The sequence below is a fragment of the Janthinobacterium sp. CG_23.4 genome, assembly GCF_029892305.1.
GTDB lineage: Bacteria > Pseudomonadota > Gammaproteobacteria > Burkholderiales > Burkholderiaceae_D > Janthinobacterium > Janthinobacterium lividum_D.
On record NZ_JARXUX010000001.1, the window covers coordinates 4349135 to 4368851 of the forward strand.

General features: G+C 60.1%; 21 protein-coding genes. 9 read left to right on the plus strand and 12 right to left on the minus strand.

The genetic code is table 11. The annotated features are described in order from the left end of the window. Nucleotides 1-241 precede the first annotated feature (241 nt). Nucleotides 242-1387, plus strand: a complete 1146-nt coding sequence (locus H4V96_RS19535) for an MFS transporter (protein ID WP_196855625.1) — start codon at nucleotides 242-244, stop codon at nucleotides 1385-1387. A 154-nt stretch (nucleotides 1388-1541) separates the two neighbouring features. On the opposite strand, the gene H4V96_RS19540 is transcribed toward H4V96_RS19535, so the two are convergent. Beyond that, a complete protein-coding gene (locus H4V96_RS19540) occupies nucleotides 1542-2165 on the minus strand; it encodes a trimeric intracellular cation channel family protein (protein WP_010401687.1) in 624 nt (207 codons plus the stop codon). Nucleotides 2166-2188: 23 nt separating this feature from the next. Between H4V96_RS19540 and H4V96_RS19545 the strand changes: the two genes are divergently transcribed. Together H4V96_RS19545 and H4V96_RS19550 are read left to right on the plus strand one after the other, a co-directional pair. Beyond that, nucleotides 2189-2461 carry a hypothetical protein gene (locus tag H4V96_RS19545; protein ID WP_280721117.1) on the plus strand — a complete coding sequence of 91 codons (273 nt, stop codon included), beginning with the start codon at nucleotides 2189-2191 and terminating at the stop codon, nucleotides 2459-2461. A gap of 101 nt (nucleotides 2462-2562) precedes the next feature. After that, on the plus strand, nucleotides 2563-3450 hold the full coding sequence (locus H4V96_RS19550; RefSeq protein WP_196855626.1) for an HTH-type transcriptional regulator ArgP: 888 nt from the start codon (nucleotides 2563-2565) through the stop codon (nucleotides 3448-3450). Between the two features lie 61 nt (nucleotides 3451-3511). On the opposite strand, the gene can is transcribed toward H4V96_RS19550, so the two are convergent. The 7 genes from can to H4V96_RS19585 form a co-directional block, all read right to left on the minus strand. Further along, entirely contained in the window at nucleotides 3512-4183 is a 672-nt protein-coding gene (gene can / locus H4V96_RS19555) for a carbonate dehydratase (RefSeq protein WP_196855627.1), read from the minus strand. 134 nt (nucleotides 4184-4317) lie between these two features. Then, on the minus strand, nucleotides 4318-5451 hold the full coding sequence (dnaJ, locus tag H4V96_RS19560; RefSeq protein WP_010401694.1) for a molecular chaperone DnaJ: 1134 nt from the start codon (nucleotides 5449-5451) through the stop codon (nucleotides 4318-4320). Nucleotides 5452-5611: 160 nt separating this feature from the next. Then, nucleotides 5612-7555: a molecular chaperone DnaK gene (dnaK, locus tag H4V96_RS19565; protein WP_010401696.1), complete on the minus strand. Its 1944-nt coding sequence runs from the start codon at nucleotides 7553-7555 to the stop codon at nucleotides 5612-5614. Nucleotides 7556-7646: 91 nt separating this feature from the next. Continuing rightward, on the minus strand, nucleotides 7647-8183 hold the full coding sequence (gene grpE, locus H4V96_RS19570; RefSeq protein WP_029496707.1) for a nucleotide exchange factor GrpE: 537 nt from the start codon (nucleotides 8181-8183) through the stop codon (nucleotides 7647-7649). A gap of 343 nt (nucleotides 8184-8526) precedes the next feature. Further along, nucleotides 8527-9636, minus strand: a complete 1110-nt coding sequence (gene hemH / locus H4V96_RS19575) for a ferrochelatase (RefSeq protein WP_010401699.1) — start codon at nucleotides 9634-9636, stop codon at nucleotides 8527-8529. A gap of 150 nt (nucleotides 9637-9786) precedes the next feature. After that, nucleotides 9787-11454, minus strand: a complete 1668-nt coding sequence (recN, locus tag H4V96_RS19580) for a DNA repair protein RecN (protein ID WP_196855628.1) — start codon at nucleotides 11452-11454, stop codon at nucleotides 9787-9789. Between the two features lie 49 nt (nucleotides 11455-11503). After that, nucleotides 11504-12475, minus strand: coding sequence for an NAD kinase (locus H4V96_RS19585; RefSeq protein WP_280721118.1), 972 nt, complete (start codon nucleotides 12473-12475; stop codon nucleotides 11504-11506). Nucleotides 12476-12736: 261 nt separating this feature from the next. Between H4V96_RS19585 and H4V96_RS19590 the strand changes: the two genes are divergently transcribed. The 4 genes from H4V96_RS19590 to gloA all read left to right on the plus strand — a co-directional run bounded on the left by H4V96_RS19590 (nucleotide 12737) and on the right by gloA (nucleotide 15423). Continuing rightward, on the plus strand, nucleotides 12737-13003 hold the full coding sequence (locus H4V96_RS19590; RefSeq protein WP_010401709.1) for a hypothetical protein: 267 nt from the start codon (nucleotides 12737-12739) through the stop codon (nucleotides 13001-13003). Between the two features lie 39 nt (nucleotides 13004-13042). Continuing rightward, nucleotides 13043-14353 (plus strand): sorbosone dehydrogenase family protein, encoded by a 1311-nt coding sequence (locus tag H4V96_RS19595; protein WP_196855629.1) that lies wholly within the window; start codon nucleotides 13043-13045, stop codon nucleotides 14351-14353. Nucleotides 14354-14468: 115 nt separating this feature from the next. After that, complete coding sequence (locus H4V96_RS19600) at nucleotides 14469-14891, plus strand: OsmC family protein (RefSeq protein ID WP_196855630.1); 423 nt, start codon at nucleotides 14469-14471, stop codon at nucleotides 14889-14891. Between the two features lie 124 nt (nucleotides 14892-15015). Further along, nucleotides 15016-15423 (plus strand): lactoylglutathione lyase, encoded by a 408-nt coding sequence (gene gloA, locus H4V96_RS19605; RefSeq protein WP_010401713.1) that lies wholly within the window; start codon nucleotides 15016-15018, stop codon nucleotides 15421-15423. A gap of 138 nt (nucleotides 15424-15561) precedes the next feature. Here gloA and H4V96_RS19610 read toward each other — a convergent pair whose 3' ends face one another. The 4 genes from H4V96_RS19610 to H4V96_RS19625 all read right to left on the minus strand — a co-directional run bounded on the left by H4V96_RS19610 (nucleotide 15562) and on the right by H4V96_RS19625 (nucleotide 18852). Beyond that, the gene (locus H4V96_RS19610; protein ID WP_196855631.1) at nucleotides 15562-16902 is read right to left on the minus strand and encodes a TolC family outer membrane protein; all 1341 of its coding nucleotides are present in this window, start codon (nucleotides 16900-16902) and stop codon (nucleotides 15562-15564) included. 141 nt (nucleotides 16903-17043) lie between these two features. Continuing rightward, on the minus strand, nucleotides 17044-17367 hold the full coding sequence (locus H4V96_RS19615) for a rhodanese-like domain-containing protein (RefSeq protein ID WP_010401715.1): 324 nt from the start codon (nucleotides 17365-17367) through the stop codon (nucleotides 17044-17046). 13 nt (nucleotides 17368-17380) lie between these two features. Then, nucleotides 17381-18031, minus strand: coding sequence for a protein-L-isoaspartate O-methyltransferase (locus H4V96_RS19620; RefSeq protein WP_196855632.1), 651 nt, complete (start codon nucleotides 18029-18031; stop codon nucleotides 17381-17383). 170 nt (nucleotides 18032-18201) lie between these two features. Then, nucleotides 18202-18852, minus strand: a complete 651-nt coding sequence (locus H4V96_RS19625; protein ID WP_010401718.1) for a TetR/AcrR family transcriptional regulator — start codon at nucleotides 18850-18852, stop codon at nucleotides 18202-18204. A 354-nt stretch (nucleotides 18853-19206) separates the two neighbouring features. On the opposite strand from H4V96_RS19625, the gene H4V96_RS19630 reads away from it, so the two are divergent. Then, nucleotides 19207-19356, plus strand: coding sequence for a hypothetical protein (locus H4V96_RS19630; RefSeq protein ID WP_196855633.1), 150 nt, complete (start codon nucleotides 19207-19209; stop codon nucleotides 19354-19356). Nucleotides 19357-19426: 70 nt separating this feature from the next. After that, entirely contained in the window at nucleotides 19427-19705 is a 279-nt protein-coding gene (locus tag H4V96_RS19635; RefSeq protein WP_196855634.1) for a YkgJ family cysteine cluster protein, read from the plus strand. Nucleotides 19706-19717 lie beyond the last annotated feature (12 nt).

Below are 19717 nucleotides of genomic sequence, written 5' to 3' on the forward strand. Positions count from 1 at the left end.
GCGCCATGACAGCGCCGCCGCTCGCTACACTGTACAGCAGAGCCCGTAGCAATGGCCACACGTGGCCAGCGGCGGCGCACATGGCTTACACTACGGCTTTGCAAGCTTGCGTTTACTAAAATCATCATATGCCCGTCCGGCGCCAAACACCAGCGCCACCGGCAAAGTGCCCTTACTTTCCCATGCATCCACAGCGTTTTCCGGCCTTCCGAAACTCTATTTGCTCCCTGCGGGGCCAGTCATGAAGAGCATGCCATGGCGTGATTTCTTCGCTCTTGTCATCAGCATCGGCGTGGTCGGCCTGGGCCTGGGTGCCACCATGCCGCTCACCGCACTGACCCTGCACCAGCGCGGCGTCGGCACGGACATCATCGGCATGATCACCGCCATCAGCGCGCTCGGCATCCTGGCAGTCTCGCCGTTCGTCTCGCGCTGGGTCGGTCGTTTCGGCGCGCGCGCCACCATGCTGGGCGCCGTCTGGGTGGCATCGCTGGCGACGATCTCCATGCAGTTCACCGACCACCTGCTGGCGTGGAGCGTGCTGCGCTTCCTGTTCGGCGGCGCCATGGGCGTACTGTTTACCATCGGAGAAGCATGGGTGAACCGGCTTGCGCCCGATAATTCGCGCGGGCGCGTGGTGGCCATGTACACCACCAGTTTTACCTTCTTCCAGCTGATCGGCCCCGCGCTGGTGGCACTCTTCAACGACAAAATCAGCTGGAGCTTTGCCGCCTGTGGCCTGCTATTCCTGCTCGCCGTGCCGGGATTGATGCTGATCTCGAACAGCGGGCCGGAACGCGAAGCGGAAGAACAGGGTGTGAAATGGACCTTGATCCTGCCACGCATGCCGATGATCGTGCTGGGCGCCGCCTTCTTTGCCCTGTTCGACACGCTGGCATTGAGCTTGCTGCCCCTGTACGCGATGGAGCACGGCATCAGCACGGACCTGGCCCTGCTGTCAGCCACCGTGGTGCTGGTGGGCGACACGGGCTTGCAATTCGCACTGGGATGGATGGCCGACCGCTACGGCCGTGCCAAAGTCCACGCGGCCTGCGGCGTAGCTGTCTGCCTGCTGCTGCCGCTGCTGCCATTGGCCGTCGGCACGCCGTGGCTGTGGTGGACTTTGCTGTTGTTGCTGGGCGCAGCGGCAGGCGGCATCTACATGCTGGCGCTGGTGGCCTGCGGCGAGCGCTTCACGGGCTTGTCGCTGACCAGCGCCAGCGCCATCGTCAACGCCACCTGGGGCGTGACCAGCGGCGGCGGTCCCCTGCTGACAGGAGTCTTGATGCAATCGGTGGGCGTCAACGCCCTGCCGGCCGTGATGTGGATATGCGCCGCCATTTTCGTCGGCAGCGCCGTGTGGGAGCGCCGCAAGGGCATCGTGTAGGGTGCACTACTGCCGCGTTTTCTGCAGCCGCTGCAGCCGCTGCAGCAGCTCGCCGGCCAGGCGACAAGCTACGCTAAGCTACGATAAGCTAGGCACGCGTGCCTGAACGCAGCCCATTGCTGCTGCGCCTGAAAATAATGACGGCGTTGCCGCCCTATTCAAAGCCGCGTATGCGGTCGCCATTAAAATTGGGCAAGCGCCACTCGAAATGCAAAGCCAGGAAACGGAACAGGAAACCGGCGCCGATGGACACCAGCTGCGCCACTGCGCTGTCGACCCGGAAGTACAGCAAGCCCACATACAGGCTGCCCGTAAACAGCGCCACGGTGGCATACACTTCGCGCTGCAGCACGAGCGGAATCTGGTTGCACAGGATATCGCGCAGCAGGCCGCCGAAGACACCCGTGATCATCCCGGCCAGCACGACGATGGCAGGATGCATCTTGGCCGACATGGCGATATCGCAGCCGATCACGCAAAACGCCACCAGGCCGAGTCCGTCCACCAGCAAGAAAATGGCGCGCAGGTGGTGCAGGTAGCGCGCGACAAACGCCGTGACGATGGCCGCGCCGATGGTAAACAGCAGGTACTCGGGATGCGCGATCCAGCCCAGCGGATAGTGCCCCAGCAGCACGTCGCGCACGGTACCGCCGCCCAGCGCCGTGACGGTGCCGATCATGCAGATGCCGAACAAATCCATGCCGCGCCGCATGCCCATGATGGCGCCGGACATCGCTTCGGCGACAATCGCCACCAGGTAAATCGTATATAACAGCATGGTCTTGCTCTTCCGAAAATGATGTGAGAATTTGTTCGCGTTCGCGCGCTTCGCTCAGGGTGCGCGCCTCGTTTGTGGCCGTACTGGAGCCGCCACTGCCAGCGTCACCGTCGAACAACGCCAGGCCGGTCGGTGCGGCCAGTACCTGCGCGCGCCGTTTCAGCTTGCACACCAGCTTTGATGGCGACTTGCGGGCCGTCATGTCGCTCGGCTGTGCTTGCTCGGCTGTGCTGACATGCTGGTATTTCCTTGCTGCCAAGAGGCCGCAGACGGCTAGCTTGCACTTCAGCAATTGAATGCATCAGCGATTGTGCATTGTGCACTGCAACACACGCATCCTTATGAAAAGTAAGTATTATTTAGTATTGATAAAATTTTCTTATGTTAGGTATGCGCCATGGATCTCAATCCCAAGCACACGGAAGCGTTCCGCGCCGTCGTCGAAACGGGCAGCTTCGAGCAGGCGGCGCTGCGGCTGCACCTGACCTCGCCGGCCATTTCGCAGCGCGTGCGGGCACTGGAAAGCCAGCTCGGCAATGCCTTGATCGTGCGCAGCCGTCCCGCGCGCGCCACGCGCATGGGGCAGCGCCTGATGCAGTATCTGAAGCGCGCCAAGCTGCTGGAAGCGGACTTGCAGGCGGAACTGGCGGTGCAGCAAGATGCCCCGCTGACCCTGGTACTGGCGCTGAATGCGGACTCGATCGGTACCTGGTTCTTCCCCGCCCTGTCGGAAGTGCTGATACGCGAGCGCGTGCTGCTGGACTTGACCGTGGAAGACCAGGACCACACCTACACTTTGCTCGAGACGGGCATGGCCATCGGCTGCATCAGCACCGAGCCAAAGCCCATGCGCGGTTGCACGGCCGAGCCGCTGGGCGTCATGCGCTACTGGCTGGTGGCCACGCCCGCGTTCCGCCGGCAATGGTTTGCGCACGGCCTCACGCGCAAGGCCGCGCGCACGGCGCCCGTGGTCGCCTACACGCGCAAGGACACCTTGCAGTCATCGTTCCTGCAAGAAGCGCTGGGCTTGCCCGAAGGCGCCTACCCCTGCCATTACGTACCGGGCGCCACCTCGCACTTCAACGCCATCCGCTACGGCCTGGGCTACGGCATGGTGCCGGAGTTGCTGCTCAAAACCAATACGCATGGCGAACTGGTGGAAATGCTCACGCCCAAAACCCCGGCCGACGTGGCACTATACTGGCATACGTGGAAAGTACAGTCGCCGCGCATGGAGCAGCTGTCACGGCAAATCATCGCGGCGGCGCGCAGCATGCTGAATTGACTAGCGCTGCACGCCCCAGCGCTGGCCACCGCGCTGATGCGACGCGCTGCACCAACGGCGCTTACGCCGTTGCTTCGTAGCGGGCCAGGCGGGTCGCCATGCGCGGCGCCAGTTCGTGGCCGGCCTGAACTGTCACTTCCAGATCGTTGAGCAAGCCATCCTTCAAGCCATAGACCCAGCCATGGACGCTCAGTTCCTGGCCACGCTCCCACGCATCTTGGACGATGGTCGTCTGGCACACGTTCAAGACCTGTTCCACCACGTTCAGCTCGCACAAGCGGTCGCCGCGCTGGCGGCTGGTCAGCACGTCACCGAGGTAGCGTTCGTGCTTCTGGCCCACATCCTGCACGTGGCGCAGCCAGTTGTCGACCAGGCCGATGCGCGTCCCCGTCATGGCCGCATGCACACCCTTGCAGCCGTAGTGGCCGACGATGATGACATGTTTGACTTTCAGCACGTCCACGGCAAATTGCAGGACGGACAGACAATTGAGGTCGGAATGCACGACCACATTGGCAATATTGCGGTGCACAAACACGTCGCCAGGCGCCATGCCCAGCAGTTCGTTGGCGGGCACGCGGCTGTCGGAGCAGCCGATCCACAAGTATTCGGGCGACGTTTGCGCTTCCAGGTTCTTGAAATAGCTGGGGTCTTTCGCCACCATAGTATCGGCCCAGCGGCGGTTACGCTGCAGCAGCTCCGCCAGGGCCAAGCCATTTTTCGGTTCGGTCATCTCGTTCCCATTGTATAAGTACGGCTGAATCGGCGGCAAATCGCGCCCGTAGGCCGGCGATGTGCCCGCATTTTCAGTCGCGGTAAAAAAACGCCGGGATGTTTAAGCATCCCGGCGCATGGTGTTATGTGTGCTTACTCAAAAAAATCCTTGACCTTGTCTTTCCAGGTCTTGCTTTGCGGACTGTGCTTGGCACCGCCCTCGGTGGTCGACTTTTCAAAGTCGCGCAGCAGGTCTTTCTGTTTTTCAGTCAGCTTCACCGGTGTTTCGATCGCCACGTGGCAGAACAGGTCGCCCGCATAACCGGAGCGCACGCCCTTGATGCCCTTGCCTTTCAGGCGGAAGGTCTTGCCCGACTGTGTGCCTTCCGGGATCGTAAACGACACTTTGCCGTTCAGGGTGGGCACTTCGATTTCGCCACCCAAGGCCGCCTTGGTGAACGAGATCGGCATTTCGCAATGCAGGTCGTCGCCTTCACGCTGGAACACGGCGTGCGGCTTGATGTGAATTTCCACATACAGGTCGCCTGCCGGGCCGCCATTCGTGCCCGGTTCGCCGTTGCCGGACGAGCGGATGCGCATGCCATTGTCGATACCGACAGGAATTTTGACTTCCAGCGTCTTGTTGCGCTTGATACGACCGGCGCCGCCGCATGGCGTGCACGGGTCGGTGATGACCTTGCCACTACCATGACATTTAGGGCAAGTTTGCTGGATGCTAAAGAAACCTTGCTGCATGCGCACCTGGCCATGGCCACCGCAAGTACCGCAGGTGGTCGGCGACGTGCCCGGCTTGGCGCCGCTGCCGTGGCAGGTATCGCACTTGTCCCAGCTCGGCACGCGGATGGTCGTGTCGAAGCCATGCGCAGCTTGCTCCAGTGTAATTTCCAGGTTGTAGCGCAAGTCGGCGCCACGGTACACCTGTGGACCCGCATTGCGGCTGCGTCCACCGCCACCGCCAAAGATGTCGCCGAAGATATCGCCGAAGCTGTCGGCAAAGCCGCCCGCACCGCCGCCGAAGCCGCCACCGCCGCCCATGTTCGGATCCACGCCAGCGTGACCATAGCGGTCATACGCTTCGCGCTTTTCCGGATTGGTCAGCATCTCGTAGGCTTCTTTGACTTCCTTAAACTTTTCTTCCGATTCTTTGCTATCCGGATTGCGGTCCGGATGGTATTTCATCGCCAGTTTACGGTAAGACTTTTTGATCTCTTCTTCCGAAGCATTTTTTGCGACACCGAGTGTCTCGTAAAAATCACGCTTTGCCATGTTGTCGGCACCTTGCAGTCTATCTACTGATGTAAAAATTACACGAAAAAGCCGAGTCGAGTGTTGCACGGGGCAACGACTCGGCTCGGCCGGTCTTCGCGGCTAATCCCGCGATGTAGCGTTCAGCCCGGCTGCCCCCACTCTATGGGAGCGCAAGACATTACTTGCTGTCTTTGACTTCTTTGAAGTCAGCGTCAACAACGTCGTCTTGCTTGGCGCCTGCGTCCGATGCGCCAGCAGCTTGCTGTGCACCTTCTGCGCCGCCGGCAGCTTGCTGCGCTTGCATGTCGGCATACATTTTTTCGCCCAGTTTCTGCGATGCGCTCGACAGTGCTTCCACCTTGGCGTCGATCTCAGCCTTGTCGCCCGCCTTGATGCTTGCTTCCAGGTCGGTGATAGCCGCTTCGATCTTCTCTTTCTCGCCCGCATCAAGCTTGTCGCCGTATTCGGTCAAGGATTTCCGGGTCGAGTGTACCAGAGCATCGGCTTGATTGCGCGACTCGGCCAATTCTTTGACCTTTTTGTCTTCTTCCGCATTCAATTCGGCGTCTTTTACCATCTTCTGGATTTCCGCCTCGGTCAAGCCGGAATTGGCCTTGATCGTGATCTTGTTTTCCTTGCCGGTAGCCTTGTCTTTCGCGCCCACATGCAAGATGCCGTTGGCGTCGATGTCGAAAGTCACTTCGATCTGTGGCGTGCCACGCGACGATGGTGGAATGCCTTCCAGATTGAATTCACCGAGGCCTTTGTTGCCGGCGGCAATTTCGCGCTCACCCTGGAAGACCTTGATGGTCACTGCAGGCTGATTGTCGTCGGCCGTCGAGAACACTTGGCTGAACTTGGTCGGAATCGTCGTGTTCTTGTGGATCATCTTGGTCATCACGCCGCCCAGGGTTTCGATACCCAGGGACAAAGGCGTTACGTCCAGCAACAGCAAGTCTTTGCGTTCGCCCGACAGGACCGAACCTTGAATCGCTGCACCCACGGCGACGGCTTCGTCTGGATTCACGTCTTTGCGTGGATCTTTGCCGAAGAATTCCTTCACTTTTTCCTGCACCTTCGGCATACGCGTCATACCGCCGACCAGGATGATGTCATCGATGTCGGATACTTTTACGCCAGCGTCTTTGATAGCGATACGGCATGGTTCCATCGTCGCGATGATCAGCTCTTCCACCAACGATTCCAGCTTGGCGCGGGTCATCTTCAGATTCAGGTGGACCGGTGCGCCGTTCGCCATGGCGATGTACGGCTCGTTGATCTCGGTTTGTTGCGACGACGACAATTCGATCTTCGCGCGCTCGGCCGAGGCCTTGATGCGCTGCAGAGCGATCGGATCTTTTTTCAGGTCGATGCCGTTGATCTTCTTGAACTCGTCGATGATGTAATCGATGATGCGCTGGTCGAAGTCTTCGCCACCGAGGAAGGTGTCGCCGTTGGTCGACAGCACTTCAAATTGTTTCTCGCCATCAACATCTGCGATTTCGATGATCGACACGTCGAACGTACCACCACCCAAGTCATACACGGCGATTTTACGGTCGCCTTTTTCGGTCTTGTCCAGGCCGAATGCCAGCGCTGCTGCGGTTGGCTCGTTGATGATGCGCTTGACGTCCAGACCAGCGATACGGCCGGCATCCTTGGTCGCTTGACGCTGCGAGTCGTTAAAGTAGGCCGGTACGGTGATGACGGCTTCGGTGACTTCTTCACCGAGGTAGTCTTCTGCCGTTTTCTTCATCTTGCGCAATACTTCAGCCGAAATTTGTGGCGGCGCCAGTTTTTTGTCGCGTACGCCGATCCATGCATCGCCGTTGTCGGCTTTCATGATTTGATACGGCATCAGCGCGATATCTTTTTGTACTTCTTTTTCGTCGAACTTGCGACCGATCAAACGCTTGACTGCATACAGCGTGTTTTTCGGATTGGTCACGGCCTGGCGTTTTGCTGGCGCGCCAACGAGAATTTCGCCATCTTCTTGATAAGCAATAATCGACGGCGTCGTGCGTGCGCCTTCAGCGTTTTCGATTACCTTTGGTTGACCGTTTTCCATGATGGAAACGCAGGAATTCGTGGTTCCCAGATCGATACCGATAATTCTACCCATGATTTTTTTCCTTTTATTTGCTAGATTTCAGATGGTTCTTATATGTGGCAAAGCGGCATGGTTTCAAGGCTTGCTTGATGCCGCCCTCTGATTATTTTGCTTGCGCGGCCGTGACAATGGCTGGACGCAGCAGGCGGTCCGCAATCATATAGCCCTTTTGCAGGACTGACACGATGGTATTGGCTTCCTGTTCCGCTGGTACCACGGCAACCGCCTGGTGCTTCATCGGATCGAGCTTTTCACCCTGCACTGGCAATACTTCCACCAGGCGATTGCGTTCGAACGCCGCGTTCAACTGCTTCAGGGTCATCTCGACGCCTTCTTTCAGCGATTCGATGGTCGGTGCTTCCACCGTCAGCGCCATTTCCAGGCTGTCTTTTACCGGCACCATGGCTTCGGCAAAGCTTTCCACTGCAAATTTATGCGCTTTGGCAACATCTTCCTGCGCACGGCGGCGAATATTTTCACCATCGGCCTTGGCGCGCATGAAGGCATCGTGCATCTCTGCAAGACGCGCTTCGGTACTCGCCAGCTGCTCTTCCAAAGTAGGCTCTGCGGGAGTCGATGGGGCAGCCGCCGCGGCGTCCGCTTGCGGATTAGGTACAGCTTGGTTTTCCTGATCTTGCATCTAGAAAGCTCCTACAATCAATGACTTAAATGAGTTAGTCTAAAATCTTCACAACACTAACCGGCAAATGGGGCTATATCCTACTGTTTCAAGGGGTATTCATGCTAAAACCAGCGATTACCGCATTTCATGTTACAGCTTATTACAAATCACTTCCCATTTCTGGACGCGAGCCGTGCGCGCCCCCTTGATTTTCCAGGCTTCCCACGGCAAAGCGGGCATTCTACCAGCCCCGCCGCAGCCATCGCCACTGGCAGTGTGGCGATCTGGATCGCACTGTGCTCGCACCAGACATGACAAAGCCGCGCAAGCGCGGCTTTGAACTGTTGAAAATGCAGATAGCTTAATTCGCCGCGCCCAGTGCCAGCGCCGCCGCGCGCGCGTGTTCGCACGCTTTCTTGTCCGCTTCGCGCTGCGCCGCCGTCTTCATCGTCGGCCAGCCTATCATGTGTTGCTCGGCAATTTCCGCCATGCCAGCGATCCAGGCCGGCGTCTCGTTCAGGCAAGCAATGTAGTGAAACTGCTCGCCACCGGCCGTTTCGAAATCATGCTTGGCTTCCATGGCGATCTCTTCCAGCGTTTCCAGGCAATCGCTGGTAAAGCCGGGACACAGCAGGTCGATGCGCTTGACGCCCTGTTGCGCCAGCGCCACCACGGTGGGCGCCGTGTAAGGCTGCAGCCACTCGGCCTTGCCAAAGCGCGACTGGAAAGTCACTACATATTGATCTTTAGATAATTTTAACTTTTCCGCCAGCAGACGCGCCGTTTTCAGGCATTGGCAGTGATAGGGATCGCCCGACATCAAGGTACGCTTGGGGACGCCATGAAAACTCATCACCAGTTTTTCCGGACGGCCATGCGCTTCCCAATGGTTCAAAACAGAATCGCGCAAGGCGTCGATATACGTGTCGTGTTCGTGATACTGCTTGATTAAGCGTAATTCCGGCACATTGCGCACCGTGGCGTAATGGGCGAATACGGCATCGTAGATGGAACCCGTCGTCGGGCCCGAGTATTGCGGATACGCGGGCAAGATGGCGATGCGCTCGCAGCCTTCGCTTTTCAGCTTGGCCAGCACCTCGGGCAGGGAAGGCGAACCGTAGCGCATGGCCATGGCCACCGTGAGGCCGTCATGGCCCCGCTCGGCCAGGGCGGCGGCCAGCAGTTTGGCCTGCTTTTGCGTATGCACTTTCAGGGGCGAGCCCTCGCGCGTCCAGATCGATGCATATTTCTTGGCCGACTGGCCCGAGCGAAATGGCAAGATGATCAGGTTCAGGATAAACCACCAGATCACGCGGGGAATCTCCACCACGCGGGGGTCGGACAGGAATTGCCTTAGGTAACGCCGTACAGCCGACGAAGTCGGTGCATCGGGCGTGCCCAGATTGACCAGCACCACGGCGCTGCGGTCGATGCTGCCATGCGTGTACGGCGGTTCTGTTTGAAATGACATGAAGACCTTTTATAGCGTTGGATGGATTAGCTAGTTATTATAGTTGCATTAGGTTAATGGCGAAGCGCTGGGGTCAGACCCTCAATGCCGCTAACGACAAGCTCAGCGCTAACGCATCCGGGGGTCTGCCCCCCGGATTTAAGCCTGCGCTTAAATCGCCAGCAGTTCGCGCGCGTGCTTGCGCGTGGTAGCCGTGATTTCCAGGCCGCCCAGCATGCGCGCCACTTCTTCCACGCGGGCCTTGGCATCGAGCATGTCGATGCGCGAAGCCGTCTTGCCATTGTCCAGGGTGCTTTTTGCCACCTGAAAATGTTGATTCGCCTGACTGGCCACTTGCGGCAAGTGCGTCACGCACAGCACTTGCCGTCCCTGCCCCAGGCGTTTCAGCAGGCGCCCCACGACTTCGGCGACGGCGCCGCCGATACCACTGTCGACTTCGTCGAAGATCAGGGTCGGCGTGGTAGTGGCATGCGAAGTGATGACAGAAATGGCCAGCGCGATACGCGCCAGCTCGCCGCCGGACGCCACCTTGGCCAGCGAGCGGGGCGCCGAGCCCGCATGGCCGGCGACGAGGAATTCCACTTGTTCGAGCCCATGAGCGGCCGCTGCACACGGGTGCAGGGCGATCTCGAAGCTGCCGCCCGTCATGCTCAGTTCCTGCATGGCGCGCGTGACGGCTTGCCCCAGCTCCAGCGCGGCGGCGCGGCGCGTCTCGGACAAGCGTTCGGCAACGCTGCGGTATTCGGCCTCGATCTTCACTTCCTGGCGCAGCAAGCCCTCGATATCGGAAGCGTCGGCCAGGTGCTGCAGCTTCTCCGACAGCTTGGCATGTTCCTCTGGCAACTCTTCAGGCGCAACACGAAATTTACGCGCCGTGCTGTGCATGGCTTCCATCCGCGCGTCGAGCTGGTGCAGACGCTCCGGGTCCAGTTCGACCCGGTCCAGGTAATCGTTCAGCGCGTACACCGATTCCTGCAGCTGGATGCGCGACGATTCGATCAAGTCGACAATCGGCTGCAATTGCGCATCGACGGACACCAGCTTGCCCAGCTTCTGGTTCAGGGTCGACAGCTGTGACACGATGGGATGGTCTTCTGACTCGGAAATGAGCGACAGCGCCTCCTGCGCCCCTTCCAGCAGGCTGGCGGCGTGCGACAGGCGGCTATGCTCGTTCGTGATATCGGTCCACTCGCCGGGCTTGGCAGAGAGTTTTTCCAGTTCGCCCACTTGCCATTCCAGGCGTTCGCGCTCGTACAGTACGTTGGCGGCATTCGTTTCAAATTCTTCACGCTGGCGCACGAGGGCGCGCCAGCGCTTGTGCAGCGCCGCCACTTGCCGCACATCGTGCTCCGCGCCCGCTTCACGCGCCGTCGCCTGGCCGTCGAGCAAGGCGCGCTGCGCTTCACTTTTCAGCAGCGACTGGTGCGCGTGCTGACCGTGGATATCGACCAGCATATCGCCCAGTTCGCGCAAATGCGCGGCCGTCGCGGGGATGCCATTGATATACGCCTTCGAGCGGCCCGCATTGTCGATCACGCGACGCAGCAGGGCGCCGCCATCGTCGTTGGCAAATTCATGCGCCACCAGCCAGGCCTGCGCCACCTCGCTGACGGAGAAGTCGGCCGTGATGTCAGCTTTGGCGGCGCCTTCGCGCACCACGCTGGCGTCGCCGCGCCCGCCCAGCGCCAGGGTCAGCGCATCGATAAGGATGGACTTGCCGGCGCCCGTCTCACCCGTCAGCACGCTGAAGCCGGCGGAAAATTCCAGTTCAATGGTATCGACAATGACAAAATCGCGAATGGACAGTGTATGGAGCATGGCTTCTGTGGTTAGGCGGCGCACCGCGGGTTAGCGTGGAGAAAACTTGTTAGCTGAGCTTGCCCTCGCCCGACGGGTACTCATTCCAGTGCAATTTTTCACGCAGGGTGTTGTAATAACTCCACCCTTCAGGATGCAGGAAGGTAATCGTATGCGGCGAACGACGGATGAGGATGCGGTCTTGCTGGGCCAGGCTGGCAAAGGTTTGCATGTCGAAATTGACGCTGATATCGCGCCCGCGCACGATTTCCAGCACGATCTGGCTGGAATCGGGCAGCACGATGGGGCGGTTCGATAGCGCATGCGGGGCAATCGGCACGAGCACGATGCCGCCCAGGGTCGGGTGCAGCAAGGGACCGCCGGCCGACAGCGCATACGCGGTCGACCCCGTGGGCGTGGCGATGATCAAGCCGTCAGAGCGCTGGTTGTACATGAAGTGGCCATCGACTTCAACGCGCAATTCCGCCATGCCGGCGCCGCCGCCGCGCGAGACGACGACATCGTTGACGGCCATGCCCACGTGTATCGACTCACCGTCGCGCAACACGCTGCCTTCGAGCAAGGTGCGGCGCTCGGCCTTGAAGCGGCCGCCGAGGATTTGCGCCAATACCGGCAACATGCGCTCGAGGGGGATATCCGTCATGAAGCCCAGCCGCCCTTGATTGATACCGATCAAGGGGACGTCGAATGGCGCCAGCTGGCGCGCAATGCCCAGCATGGTGCCGTCGCCGCCCATGACGATGGCGCAATCGGCGGCAGCGCCAATCTCGGCCGGCGTCATGGCGCGCACGCCAGGAAACGCCAGATTCAGGTGCACGGCCGTCTCTGCCTCGAAGACCACCGTATGGCCCAGCACCTGCAGGAAGTCGACGATGCTTTTCACCGGTTCAGCGATGCCATCCGTATTTTGGCGCACGACCAGGGCGATGGTCTTGGCACCCAAATTGAAGCCCTCGCCCGGGGCTGGCAAGGTCGTGGCTGGCTGTTCGGCGCGCTGTTCGGCGTGTGTATCGACGGGCATAAGAGTCTCGGAAGTAAATTCAGTGGCAAGCCGCCCCAGGCTGTCGCGTTGCACACCGCCATCGCATGATACTGTATATATGCACAGTATAGTGCGGCCGCCGTGTGCCTGCAAGAGGCGTTCTTGGTGTTGCACGCAGTGTAGCGCAGAAAAAGAATCGCTCATGCGTGCGCCAGCGCTCACTACATGGAAAAATTCGCTTGCAGACGGCCTGGCTCGGCAAGACACTGAACTCACGTTATCTTATTGTCAGGAGGCCATATGCTTACCCCACCAAGTGAACGCAAGATCAATACCGATGCCAAGGTCAGCAATGACGGTGTCGAGCGTCTGCCGCACGAGCGCGATGCATCGCCCGATGCACAAGATGTGCGCCCGCGTAAAATCATGCGACAGGCTGCCAGCGATCTGCAACGCGGCCTGGTCGACACGGACTGCCATGCCCAGCCCGGCGTAGAAAAGGTCAAGCCGGCCGCGCCACAGCAAGCTGACCCCGACGCGCAACTGGAACCAAAGAAGGCGCGCTGAATCGAATTATCACGCACTGCCATTGTTCCGGAGTACGCCATGTACCGCTACGTCTGTTCCTTCCTGCTAGCCGCTGCCTGCAGCACCACGCTCGCCCGTGCCCAGGCGCCCGCCATGCCCGTGGGCTTTGGCCCGCAACCGGCCCTGCCTGCGCCAGACAGGCAATTCATTCCCACCGTCAACGTGGCGCCGGTACAGCGCTGGACGGCTACGCAGCGCCCCGTCGTTGCACCCGGCCTGACCATCGAGGCGTATGCGCGCGAGTTCGACCATCCGCGTTGGCTGTATGTCTTGCCGAATGGTGACGTGCTGGTGGCGGAAACGAATGCCCCGCCAAAACCGGATGACAGCAAGGGCATCAAGGGCGCCATCATGCAGATGCAGATGAAAAAAGCGGGCGCCGCTACGCCCAGCGCCAACCGCATCACCCTGCTGCGCGGCGTCGATGCGAACGGCATGGCGCAAACGCGCAGCGTCTTCCTGCAAGGCTTGCACTCGCCATTCGGCATGGCCCTGGTCGGCAACGCGCTGTACATCGCCAACTCGGACGCACTGCTGCGCTTCCCCTACGAAACAGGACAGACTACCATCACGGCGCCGGGCGTGAAGGTGATGGATTTGCCTGCCGGCAGCATCAATCACCACTGGACCAAGAACGTCATCGCCAGCACCGACGGAAAATTTCTCTATATTTCCGTCGGCTCGAACAGCAATGTGGGCGAAAACGGCATGGCGGCTGAAGACGGCCGCGCCGCCATCTGGCAATTCACGCGGGCAACGGGCAAGGCGCGCGTCTACGCCACGGGCTTGCGCAATCCGAATGGCATGGCCTGGCAACCCGGGACGCAGACTCTGTGGACAGCCGTCAATGAGCGCGACGAGCTGGGCAACGACCTGGTACCGGACTACATGACCTCGGTCAAGGAAGGCGCCTTCTATGGCTGGCCCTACAGTTATTTCGGCCAGCACGTCGATGCACGGGTCGAGCCGCCACGCCCCGACCTGGTGGCCACCGCCATCGCGCCCGACTACGCGCTCGGAGCGCACACGGCCTCGCTGGGACTGGCATTCTATGACGCCACCTTGCTGCCCGCCCGCTATCGGGGCGGCGCCTTCATCGGCCAGCACGGTTCATGGAACCGCAAGCCCTTCAGCGGCTATAAAGTCATCCATGTTCCGTTCGCCAATGGCGTGCCCAGCGGCCCGCCACAGGATGTCGTCAGCGGCTTCCTGGACGAGAAAGGCAAGGCGCAGGGGCGCCCCGTCGGCGTGGCCATCGACAAGGCCGGTGCACTGCTGGTGGCGGACGACGTGGGCAATGTCATCTGGCGCGTGACACCGGCGCGGTGAGCGCATAGACGCCAAGCTTACGCGCCCTGCATGCGCCCCCTGTGTGACGCAACGGACGGAAGCGCAAAGGTGGGGCGCGCATGATGGATGCTCGAACCCACGCAAGGAGTACATCATGAAAAAAACTGGATCAGCCGTCTGGAGTGGCGGTCTTAAAGATGGCAAAGGGTTTATTTCGACCCAAAGCGGTGCGCTCGACAATGTGGCATATGGTTTCAACACGCGCTTCGAAGACGGCCCCGGCAGTAACCCGGAAGAACTGATCGGTGCCGCCCACGCCGCCTGCTTCACCATGGCCCTGTCCGGCCAACTGGCCGAGGCGGGCCTGCGCGCCACGGCGCTGAAAACCACGGCCGATGTCAGCCTGGAAAAAATCGATGGCAACTATGCCATCACGGCTGTGCACCTGAGCCTGGTGGCCAGCATTCCCGGTGCCACCGATCAAGCGTTCCAGGATGCGGCCCTGCGCGCCAAGCTCGGCTGCCCCGTGTCGAAGTTGCTGGCCACGGAAATCACCTTGGATGCCCGCCTGGAGTAAAGCCACAGGCACCCAGTTCACCGTCCGCGACTGTCCTGCACGAGAGCAGCCGGGGCGGTCTCGGCAAGAAAGCCATAAAACGCCTAAAATCCTGCCATTCCCCCATCATTTTCAAGGATTTAAGATGCGTATTTTGCACACCATGTTACGGGTCGGCGACCTGCAGCGCTCCATCGATTTCTATACCAAGGTCCTGGGCATGAAGCTGCTGCGCACCAGCGACAATCCGGAATACCAGTACACGCTCGCTTTCGTCGGCTATGGATCGAATCCCGACCACGCGGAACTGGAACTGACATATAACTATGGCACCACCAGCTACGAGCTGGGTACGGCGTATGGTCATATCGCCATCTCGGCCGACGACATCGTCGCCGCCTGCGACGCGGCGCGCGCCAATGGCGGCAACGTCACGCGCGAACCGGGCCCCGTGAAGGGCGGCAATACCGTCATCGCCTTCATCACCGACCCCGATGGCTACAAGATCGAATTGATCGAACGCAAGTTCGACGGCCAGGGCGGCGGCCTGTAAAACATCAGCCCAGGCCCTGTGCAAGTGGCGCCGTGTGAGCACAGCGCCAGAATCGACAGTGAGTGCGCCCTGCCGGGCGCACCGAAAAAAAACCAGCGCCGTTGCCGGTGCTGGTCTTCATTTGCAACAATTCCGCGCTTACTTGTCGAGCAAGGCGTTGACGGGCATCAAATCCGTTTCCTTCAAGGTGCCGGCAGCGGCCTTCAGGCGCAAGCCATTCATGATGGTGTCGTAACGTGCTTTCGACAGGTCTTTTTGCGTCGAGAACAATTGTTTCTGCGCGTTCAAAACATCGATATTGATGCGTACGCCCACTTGATAGCCGAGCTGGTTCGACTCCAACGCCGACTTGCTCGACACCTCCGCCGCTTCCAGCGCTTTTACCTGGGCCAGGCCGCTGTTGACGCCCAGGAAAGCCTGGCGCGCGCCTTGCGAGGCCGTGCGGCGCGCCGTTTCCAGATCGTTGCGGGCCTTGTTTTCCAGCGCAATCGATTCGCGCACCTTGCTGGTGACGGCAAAGCCGCTGAAGATGGGGATGCTCCACTGCACGCCGATGGCATTGTTATTGTTGCCATTGCCGTTGCCACCACCGGAAGTGTAGCTATGGCCCGTGTTGGCGATCAAGTCCAGGGTCGGGTAGTGGCCGGCGCGGTTGCGACCGATGTCGCGCTTGGCCGACTCCACGTTGAACTGGGCCGTGACGACGCCATAGTTCTGCTCTTCCGCCGAGCTCACCCATGGCTCGATGGCGGCCGGTTCCGGCGCGCTGATGAGCACACCCGTGCGCATGGGCGCCAAATTCGTTGGCGCTTCACCGATGATGGTTTGCAAGACGCTGCGTTTGTTGGCCAGGTCATTGATGGCGGCAAACTCCTGCGCCACCACCAAGTCGTAGGCTGCTTGCGCCTCGTGCGTATCGGTAATCGTTTGCGTGCCGACCTCGAAATTGCGCTTGGCCGATGCCAGCTGCTCCGTCGTGGCGACTTTTTGCGCCCGCGTAGCGCCCAGGTTATCCTGCGCGCTCAGCACGTCAAAATACGCCTGCGCCACGCGGGTGATCAGGTCTTGCTGCATTTGTGCAAATTGCGCTTCGGCAATCGCCTGCACCAGTTTGCTTTGCTGATAGGTTTCCCAACGATCCCAGCGGAACAACGGCTGCGCCAGGGTCAGGTTGTAGCTGTTCGTGCGCACGTTCACGGATGGCGAAGTGATCTTGTTACCGCCATTGTTCTGGATGATTTGCTCCTGATTGCCGCGCGTATTGCTACCCGAGGCGGAGATTTGCGGCAACAAACCTGCCATCGCCTGCGGCACCCGCTCCATCCCGGCCGACAGCGCAGCGCGCGCGCTGGCGTATTGCGCGTCATTGGCCAGCGCCTGCTGGTATACCTGGATAAGATCGGCCGCCTGCGCTTGCAGCGAGCATGTCATCGAGACAAAGGCGCTGGTCATCAGCACGGCGATAAGGGGTTTCCGCATTGCATTTCTCCGTTGGAGTCGTCAAAAGTTGATGGAATCAAAAATCTGCTACCGCCTGCCTTGCGCCCGCCGGATAAGCGGGGTACAGGCGTCCGCAGGCATGCAGGAAAACATGCCTGGGTGCATCTACTGCAAAAGAACTTAGTATTGGGCCATAGCGCTATCGACTTGCAGCGCCCAGGCATGCACGCCGCCCGTCAAATTACTGATCTTGCTAAAACCATTGCGCTCCAGGAAGGCCGCCACTTGCATGCTGCGCATACCGTGATGACAGATGCAGACGATCTCGGCGTCTTCATCGAGGTCATCGATGCGGGCAGGAATCGAGTTCATCGGCATCAGGGTGGCACCATCGAGGTGGCACAGATCGAACTCCGACTGTTCGCGTACGTCGAGTAAAAACGGGCGCGGGCGGGAAGGGTCAGCCAGCCAGGCGGCCAGCTGCGGTGCACTCAAATGCTCCATCGAATCGGTCGCCTCAGAACTGGAAATGCGACGGTGCCACGGCTTGCAGCGGCGTGACATTGGTTTCAAACAGCTTGCGCGTGTCGTATGCCTTGTCCGAGCTGCGCGTGATCAGATGCGCCGACATGATCGGCGCTTCGCCGATGATGGCCAGGATGCGGCCGCCGACTTTCACTTGTTGCCGCATCGCTTCCGGCAGCGCGGCCAGGGCGCCGGAAACGACGATCACGTCATACGGTGCACCCTTGCTCCAGCCCTGGGCGCCGTCGCCCAGTTCCACGGTCACGTTCGTCACACCGTTGGCGGCCAGGTTCTGCTCGGCCAAGGTTTTCAATTGGGGAACGATTTCCACGCTCGTCACATGACGTGCCTTGTGCGCCAGCAAAGCAGCCATGTAGCCGCTGCCGGTACCAATTTCCAGCACATTTTCATGCTTCTTGACGGCTACGTCTTGCAAAATGCGCGCTTCCAACTTTGGTGTGAGCATGTATTCGCCGCCACCCAGTGGAATGTCGGTATCGACAAAGGCCAAGTTTTTATAAGCGACCGGCACGAAATCTTCACGCTTGACCACATTCAACAGCTCCAGCACGTCGATATCCAGTACGTCCCAAGGACGGATCTGCTGTTCGATCATATTGAAGCGGGCTTGTTCGATATTCATCTTTGGACTCGGTAAGTGAAGTAATAATCCGCCATTTTATCGTTGAACTGGCTGAAAGCACATGTTAACCATAAAGATGGGGAATGGAGGGAATTTGCGACGATCTGCAGATTTGAGGGGACGAACCTTGAAAAAAGGGCAACTGAGCGGTAGTCCCCAGGCGACGCACATCAGCTTTTCCCGGGCGCTGCCACCTGCAGGCTGCGCAAGCTCATGTCGATAAAGGCATCCATGTAGGCGAGCGGATCAATATTCTTGACCTCGCATGGCAGGAAGGAATGCGTCCACATCATCAGCATCGTGACGGGCGCGCTGAGAATGGTGCTGACCAGCACGGGATCGACCTGGCGAAATTCGCCGCGCTGCATGCCCCGTTCCAGCAGGCTGACGATCAATCCATTGCCGCGCGTAACGACTTCTTCGTTGTAAAACTGCGCCAGTTCCGGAAAATTATTTGCTTCGGCCAGCATCAGCTTGGTCAAGCCCGCCAGTTTGGTGGCGCCGAACTCTTCCCACCACTGCATCATCACCTTGCGCAACAACTCGGCGCTGCTGCTATCCGAGGCGGCCATATTGTCTTCCGCCTCGCCGATCGACTGCACGATATTGTCGCGCACCACAGCCTTGAACAGCTCTTGTTTATTCTCAAAGTACAGATACAGCGTGCCTTTCGACACGCCAGCCCGCTTGGCCACATCCTCCAGGCGCGTCGATGCAAACCCCCGTTCGACAAACAGGTCGAGCGCGGCGGCGAGCAACTCCTGCGGGCGGGCATCCTTGCGCCGCTCCCAGCGGGGCTTGGTATCAATCGGGGCTTGCATGTATCTATCCAAGTAACTTACTTTTGAGTCATTAATAGTAGGCCTGTCTACCGCCAAGGTCAAGCGCAGCCAGTTAGGCAGCCAAGCAAGCAGGAAGGCAGGTGCATCCTGCTGCCAGGCGAAGAACGCAGAAGTGGACCGGCACGTCACATATAAGTGGCAACTCGCCTGCCGGCTGCCGTGCACACGCGCCATTGTAACGCGTCGCAGTTGCCACACGCCCATCGGCCGGGAGTGCCTGGGGCTGTCGCCTGCCTCCGGGAGACGCAATCCCATCTCAATGGCGCAACGCTGCCAGCGGCAAGGCTCACGCCGGCGATGGCGGGCAGGCAAACCATGGTGCAGTAAGCGCCAATGCACAGCGCATCTGGCGCACGTGGACGCTTCGATGTGCGCAACAACGATGCGGGCAGCAGCAGCGCCAGCGGTTCCGGCAGCATGACCATACACGGCGATCCTGCCCGCCGCACCCTGTCGGGCAAGCGCATCAGCATCGTGCCCTAATGCGGCCCAGGCAACGCATGGGGGCCGGCTTGCTATACTGTCGGTTCCTCACCCGCTCGTCTGAAATCCCATGTCACCATCTGCCACCCTGGCATGCCGTCCATCCTGCGGCGCCTGCTGCACCGCACCGTCCATCACCAGCCCGATTCCCGGCATGCCGGACGGAAAACCTGCGGGCGTGCGCTGCATACAGCTGGCCGACGACAACCGCTGCAAGATCTTTGGCCAGCCGCAGCGGCCCGCCTTTTGCGGCGGCTTGCAGCCGTCCGAGGACATGTGCGGCAGCAGCCGCGAACACGCCATCCGCTGGTTGGATGAGCTGGAACAGGCAACGACACCGCACAACTGATACGCGCACAGG